The 6,565-nt window shown below is 53.4% G+C and carries 7 protein-coding genes; 3 read left to right on the forward strand and 4 right to left on the reverse strand.

All coding sequences use genetic code 11. The features are described from left to right. From IQ273_RS28780 to IQ273_RS28790, 3 genes are all read right to left on the reverse strand, one after another. Positions 1-154, reverse strand: a 154-nt coding sequence (locus IQ273_RS28780; RefSeq protein ID WP_194026545.1) for a DNA ligase LigA-related protein, incomplete at its 3' end; no start/stop codon positions are given. A gap of 134 nt (positions 155-288) precedes the next feature. Next, a complete protein-coding gene (locus IQ273_RS28785) occupies positions 289-567 on the reverse strand; it encodes an antitoxin (protein WP_194026546.1) in 279 nt (92 codons plus the stop codon). Further along, entirely contained in the window at positions 560-844 is a 285-nt protein-coding gene (locus tag IQ273_RS28790) for a BrnT family toxin (RefSeq protein WP_194026549.1), read from the reverse strand. The genes IQ273_RS28785 and IQ273_RS28790 overlap by 8 nt, the downstream gene beginning before the upstream one ends. A 146-nt stretch (positions 845-990) precedes the next feature. Here IQ273_RS28790 and IQ273_RS28795 point away from each other — a divergent pair, with 146 nt between their 5' ends. The 3 genes from IQ273_RS28795 to IQ273_RS28805 all read left to right on the forward strand — a co-directional run bounded on the left by IQ273_RS28795 (position 991) and on the right by IQ273_RS28805 (position 5,543). Next, positions 991-3,045, forward strand: coding sequence for a prolyl oligopeptidase family protein (locus IQ273_RS28795; protein ID WP_194026547.1), 2,055 nt, complete (start codon positions 991-993; stop codon positions 3,043-3,045). Between the two features lie 750 nt (positions 3,046-3,795). After that, the gene (locus tag IQ273_RS28800) at positions 3,796-4,425 is read left to right on the forward strand and encodes a hypothetical protein (protein ID WP_194026548.1); all 630 of its coding nucleotides are present in this window, start codon (positions 3,796-3,798) and stop codon (positions 4,423-4,425) included. Positions 4,426-4,823: 398 nt separating this feature from the next. Then, a complete protein-coding gene (locus IQ273_RS28805; RefSeq protein ID WP_228054084.1) occupies positions 4,824-5,543 on the forward strand; it encodes an ABC transporter ATP-binding protein in 720 nt (239 codons plus the stop codon). Positions 5,544-6,454: 911 nt separating this feature from the next. Here IQ273_RS28805 and IQ273_RS28810 read toward each other — a convergent pair. Then, positions 6,455-6,565: transposase (locus IQ273_RS28810; RefSeq protein ID WP_194021999.1), on the reverse strand; the 111-nt coding region annotated here is incomplete at its 5' end.

A 6,565-nucleotide genomic window follows, 5' to 3' on the forward strand; every position in this document is an offset into this window, starting at 1 on the left:
CCTCTAGGTCTTGCAGCTCGCGGTAGAGGCGATCGTAGACTTCGTCGGGCAGGTCGGGGGCGTCGAGCACGTAGTAGGCGTAGCTGGCGGCCTGGAGCTGCGTCCTGAGGGACTGTGCTCTGGCGGCGGTGGTGTCGTCTGCGGCCTGGTTCATGGCTCGGTTCTCTAAAATCGCCCGGTGGCTAGTGTAGCGCTGCTGTGCCTCTGAGGCATCTTGCCCCGGCAGGCGAGAAGCCTGCTCTACGGATTTTCACGATTCACATAGGATTGCCATAGTTGATAAGACTATTAACTGGTTGATTTCTCAACCAATTGACCATCAACAAATTTGTGCAAAACACTAGATACCAGTGTTTGATAAGGTATGCCTTCTTTTAGTGCCCGAGCCTGTAGTGCCCGGAGGTCTTTTGAAGACAGGCGAATATTGATTCGGGCATCTTTTTTGAACGTGGCTGCTGCAATCTCCCGATGCGATTCCAGCTCTTTTTCGTGATTTTCTGGTCGCTGGAGTCGGCCAGCCTCGAACGCATCTAGAATGTCTTGTTCTTCGGAATCGAAATTACTCATCATCTCTATCAATTAGGTACTGCTTAGTTGCTTTACGGCTAGGAATAATCGTTTTAAGAAAAATCTCCTCATCGCTTTCAACAAAGGGAACTAAATACGCGTACCCTTCTACTAGCACGACTGAGATTTTTTGCCCCGGATACCGCTCTTGGTTAGGGTGATCAAAGATGTCGATTTCGTTGCCTAGCTGAATGTTTAAAACAATGTCTTCAAAGGTGATACCTCGCTCCTGCCGGAGGCGCTCATTTTTTTCTGAGTTCCAGGCAAAGGCTTGCATAGCCAAAGCATAGCAAAGACGTGTGCCTTTTGTATTCAAGACTGTAGGATAGACACAGCTGTTGTCTGCCCATTTAAAGGCTTAATGCCAGGGTAGACTGCCCCCTTTAGGATGAATACTGTTAGCCCTCAGCTCTTTCAACTCCTATGACCTCCTCCGCCTTTGCTTACCCGCCCAGCCCCCAGCACGACCAGGTCGATACCTACCACGGCGTGACCGTGCCCGACCCCTATCGCTGGCTCGAAGACCCCCAATCGCCTGCCAGCCGCGAGTGGATAGCGGCGCAAAACACGGTCACCGATGGCTATCTACAAACGCTGCCAAAGCGGAGAGAGATCAGCGATCGCCTTACCCAGATCTGGAACTACGAGCGCTACAGCACCCCCTTCAAGCGAGGCGGGCGCTACTTTTACTTCAAAAACGACGGGCTGCAAAACCAGAGCGTGCTCTATACTCAGCCCAGCCTAGAGGCCGAGCCGCGAGTCTTGCTCGACCCCAACACCCTTTCAGAAGACGGTACGGTTTCACTCAGCGGGATGGCGGTGAGCGAGAACGGGGCCTACCTGGCCTACGGTCTGTCGAGCGCGGGTTCAGACTGGGTGGAGTGGCGCGTGCGCGACATTGCCACCGGGGAAGATACCGACGACCTGCTGAAGTGGGTGAAGTTTTCGGGTGCCTCCTGGAGCCATGATCATGCGGGCTTTTTCTACAGTCGCTACGACGAACCCGATGAAACCACCAAGCTGGAGGCGGTCAACTACTACCAAAAGCTCTACTACCACCGCATCGGCACCCCCCAGAGCGAGGACGAGCTGGTCTACGAGCGGCCCGACCAAAAGGAGTGGGGCTTTGGCGGCGGCGTCACCGAAGACGGGCGGTATTTGATCATCTCGGTGTGGAAGGGAACCGACCCCAACAATTTGGTGTTTTATAAAGATTTGAGTGACCCCGAAAGCCCAGTAGTGGAGCTAATTTCTGAGTTTGAAGCTAGCTATAGCTTTGTGGATAACGAGGGGCCGCTGTTTTGGTTTACGACCGATCTGGAGGCACCGAAGGGGCGGCTGATTGCGATCGCTATTGACCAGCCAGAGAAGTCACACTGGCAGGAAATTATTCCCGAAAGCGACGACACCCTGGAGGGGGTGGGCCTGCTGAATAACCAGTTCGTAGCCGACTATTTGAAAGACGCCTACACGACGATTCGCATTTTTTCGCTCACGGGTGAGCTGGTGCGGCAGGTGGTGCTGCCGGGGATTGGCTCGGCGGGGGGCTTTGACGGCAAGCGCGAAGACACTGAAACCTTCTATAGCTTCACCAGCTTCACGGTGCCGCCCGCCATCTACCGCTACGACATGGTGACCGGCGAGAGCACTCTGTATCGCCAGCCCGAGGTCGATTTTGACCCCGACGCCTACGCGACCACCCAGGTGTTTTACGCCAGCAAAGACGGCACCCGCGTGCCGATGTTTATCACCCACAAAAAAGGGATTGAGCTGAACGGACAAAACCCGACGCTGCTCTACGGCTACGGCGGCTTTAGCATTTCGCTGACGCCGTCGTTTTCGGTTAGCAACCTGGTGTGGATGGAGATGGGGGGCGTGTATGCAATGCCCAACCTGCGCGGCGGCGGCGAGTACGGCGAAGACTGGCACCTGGCCGGTACCAAGCTGAACAAGCAAAACGTGTTTGATGACTTTGTTGCGGCGGCGGAGTGGCTGATCGCGGAGGGCTATACCTCGGCGGAAAAGCTGGCGATCGCAGGCGGCAGCAACGGCGGCCTGCTGGTGGGGGCCTGCATGACCCAGCGCCCAGACCTGTTTGCGGCGGCGCTACCGGCGGTGGGGGTGATGGATATGCTGCGGTTTAACCAGTTCACCATCGGCTGGGCCTGGGAGTCAGACTATGGCTCACCCCAAAACGAGGACGAGTTTAAGGTGCTCTACGGCTATTCGCCATTACACAACCTGAAACCGGGGACGGCCTACCCGGCAACGATGATTACCACAGCAGACCACGACGATCGCGTGGTACCGGCCCACAGCTTTAAGTTTGCGGCGGCGCTGCAGGCTGCTCACGGAGGTGAAGCTCCGGTGCTGATTCGCATTGAGACGAAGGCGGGCCACGGGGCGGGCAAGCCCACGGCGAAGGTGATTGAGGAAGTGTCGGATAAGTGGGCGTTTTTGGCAGCGAATTTGGAGTGACCTTAACCTCAAAAAAGTGAACTTTTCGCGAATTGGGACCTTTTCAAGCCCCTGATTAACCTGATTGCCCCGTTCTTTGAGGTCAGGCGCATTCTGGTTCGGACTTTTCCTCCCCATCTCCTCAAAAGAGTACAAATCACCTACGCTCAGCTTAATTTTTCTAAGCTGAGTGAGGCAAGAGGAACAACGCAAATCGTTACGGGAGCTGGATTTCAACGGAGAGGGAGGAATTCGAACCCTCGTGAGGTGTGACCCTCAAACCTGGTTGACTGACAAAAGTTGCTTGTCAAGTCCTTGAAACGGTTAACACTAGGGAGTTTAAGCGACTTGGAAAGCCTGAGCGGGAGCCAACATTCTAAGATTAGATACCACTCAAACCATCGAATGCTGTGAAAAAACTCCCGCCTCTACGATGCCTTAAAACCCTGGATGGGTCAATCGTATTCGTGCCAACCAAATCAAAATTTGACTGAGCTGTAAGTACATATAAGTCCGCATTTCTCACCCGCCCTCACTCGACCTCATCGGTCTAAACTCAATTTCACCCTCATTGAGAGGCCTGAATCAGGGCTGGTGAGAAATGCGGGTATGGGGATAAAAGTTTCTACCACAAGGACGATATGGCCTCTTCTAAGCTGCTGATAGGCTATGTCAATATTTCTGTTTTGCCCTTTCCGACTGCGTTCTATTGCGCTGAGGCTGTGAAATTTTATGAAACCTAATGTTTTAAAGTATGCAGGTGGTCTGGGTTTGGCTGCTGCTGCACTGCTGTGGTCAAGCCCTAGCAGTGCCCAGGGATATTGCTATTTAGTTAACTCTGATGGTCAAGTGGTCAACCTTGACGACCTCTGCCAGAGCAACAATGACTCTCAGTCCGTGCAGCCTCAACCGGCAGCCTCGGGGGTTGGTGAGGCCGCCACCGAGGCCCAAGGAGGAACCTCATCTGGGGTCAGAAGCTACACCATTACAGGGCCTGCTGCCGTCCCCGGTTCTAGCGCCGATCCAGCTGGTTCAGCCGTAGACCAACCCGGAACTGCTGAGAGATTGCCGGGGGCCATACCAGGAACCACCGAGAGGTTGCCGGAGGCCACGCCAGGAACTACCACCACTCCTACGGATGTCAACGACGCCACGACCGAGACTGGGACCGAGGCTGGAACCGAGCCCAGGACTGAGGAAAATCGTCTCGATATTCCAGTTAGAGAAATCGAAACGCCTCAGATACCTACTCCACAAATTCAGCCACCCCGAGTCACAACTCCTGAGGCACAAGACCCTACGATTGATACGACAGACACCCCCAACCGTCGCGTCAACGGCACCGTCATTAGAGGAACCGATCGCATTGTCGTTCCTTCTAATCAAGAGCCTGGTAACTAGGGCTGTGCCCCAAGACAAAGTACCCGCTAGGCAAGCTGCTTAGCGGTGTATTCCCGCTTGTCTAGGTCCGTTTTTCTTCACCTTCCCCATTGCTAAAGAGCTTCGCGCTGTCCAGCCACCTGTTTAATTGTCTTAGCGTATTCCGTCTAAACAAACGTTCCTTTGGATGTCGCATAACCCAGCCCATTGGGCCTGTTAGCGTAAAACTCTGGAAAGTATTTGGTTGGAACACGCTTGTAGCGATCGTTATCCGTCAGTGCGATCAGCTGATATGGCGGGCGGTGGTGAAAAACGTCGATTTCTTTCTATGTCGCGATCAGTGCGATCGCTCCAGCGCTGGAGCCCTGATTGCTAGAGCCGCTGATTACAATGGGGATTAGTTGATACTTTCCCCGTTCATGCCCACCTCCCTGATTGAATTTCGCCAGCTGCAAAAGGTCTACGGCTCGGGCAACACCGAGGTGCGGGCGCTATGGAATGTGGACCTAGCTATCTATTCCGGCGAGTACTGCGCCATTATGGGGCCGTCTGGCTCCGGCAAATCGACCGCCATGAATATGATCGGTTGTCTCGATCGCCCCACCTCTGGGGAGTATTTCTTTGATAACCAGAATGTGGCTACCCTGGACGACGATGCCCTGGCCCACATTCGCAACCAAAAAATTGGCTTTGTGTTTCAGCAGTTTCACCTGCTGCCCCAGCTGACGGCGCGGGAAAATGTGGAGCTACCGATGATTTACTCAGGGGTGCGCAGCGACGTGCGCCATCAGCGGGCAACGGAGGCCTTGCAGCGGGTGGGACTGGGCGATCGCATCAACAACAAGCCCACTCAGCTTTCGGGCGGGCAGCAGCAGCGGGTGGCGATCGCGCGGGCGATTGTCAACAATCCTTTGCTTTTGCTGGCCGACGAACCGACAGGCGCACTCGATACTCACACCACCCAAGACGTGCTGGCCATCTTTGCCGACCTTCACGCCGCTGGCATTACTGTCGTCATGGTTACCCACGAGCCCGATGTAGCCCGTTCCAGCCAGCGAATCATCTGGTTCAAAGATGGTGAAGTGCTCAACGATCACCTCAGCCCCGACGATTTGGCTCAGTCGATCGCGGTACGATAGATGCCCAACCCCTTTACAGAAGGCAGACGGCAAGCATACTTCAAGCTCAGTGCAGACATCGCCCAGCTAGATAACGAGCAACTGCGCGCTTTGCTTAGTCAGAATGAGTCAAAAGCCCCTGGCTCAGGCTGGGGTGCCAATCAAACCCTCACCTTTGACCAATCTAAGATCTTTGTTAAACGGGTACCCGTCACAGACCTCGAATATGAGCATCTGTTGTCTACTAAAAACCTCTACCACCTACCAACCTACTGCAACTATGGTCTGGGTTCTATCGGGTTTAATATTTTTCGGGAGTTGCTGACCCACATCAAAACAACTCAGTGGATTTTGGCTGGAGAGATTGCTACCTTCCCACTGATGTACCACTATCGCATCATCCCTTTTTCTGGGCCACAAACAGGTTTGGATAGAGCGCAGCTAAGAACCTATTTGGAGCGCTGGGGCAACAACAAAAACGTCGGCAAATATGCGGTAGATCGAGCCAATGCTAACCATGAACTGGTGCTATTTCTCGAGTACATACCCCACATTCTTGGAACATGGTTGGGGGAGCACCCCAGCCAACTTCAGCAGCTGTGGAATGACTTATGCACCACAATTGACTTCTTAAGAACGAAAAGAATTGTCCACTTTGATGCACACTTTCATAACGTTCTCACCGATGGCGAACAGACCTACCTTACAGATTTTGGCTTGGTACTCGATCAAAACTTTGCGCTAACACAGGAAGAAGAATTATTCCTTGAGCGGCACGAATTATATGACTATGGAGAAATTTGCCGAAACCTGGGACTTTTGATGCGGCTCAACTACGATACTTGTTCAGAGCAGGATAAAGACAAGATCACGGAGAAATATAATATTGATCCATCTCTTAAAGCCTATGAAGTAAGGCTCTCCTGGGATCACTATGCAGCGGTTGGAGAAAAATGCCAGCAGATTAGGCATCGGAGGCGGAATCGCTCAAAATTAGTGAATCCGTAGCCAGAGCGCTTAATCAACTTCAAACGCGTGTTGAT

Source organism: Nodosilinea sp. LEGE 07298, from assembly GCF_015207265.1.
Lineage (GTDB): Bacteria > Cyanobacteriota > Cyanobacteriia > Phormidesmidales > Phormidesmidaceae > Nodosilinea.

What these genes read in the sequence shown, in the direction of transcription:
- IQ273_RS28785 (WP_194026546.1), bottom strand. Translation starts at nt 567, where the DNA reads ATGAGTAATTTCGATTCCGAAGAACAAGACATTCTAGATGCGTTCGAG.
- IQ273_RS28790 (WP_194026549.1), bottom strand. Translation starts at nt 844, where the DNA reads ATGCAAGCCTTTGCCTGGAACTCAGAAAAAAATGAGCGCCTCCGGCAG.
- IQ273_RS28795 (WP_194026547.1), top strand. Translation starts at nt 991, where the DNA reads ATGACCTCCTCCGCCTTTGCTTACCCGCCCAGCCCCCAGCACGACCAG.
- IQ273_RS28805 (WP_228054084.1), top strand. Translation starts at nt 4,824, where the DNA reads ATGCCCACCTCCCTGATTGAATTTCGCCAGCTGCAAAAGGTCTACGGC.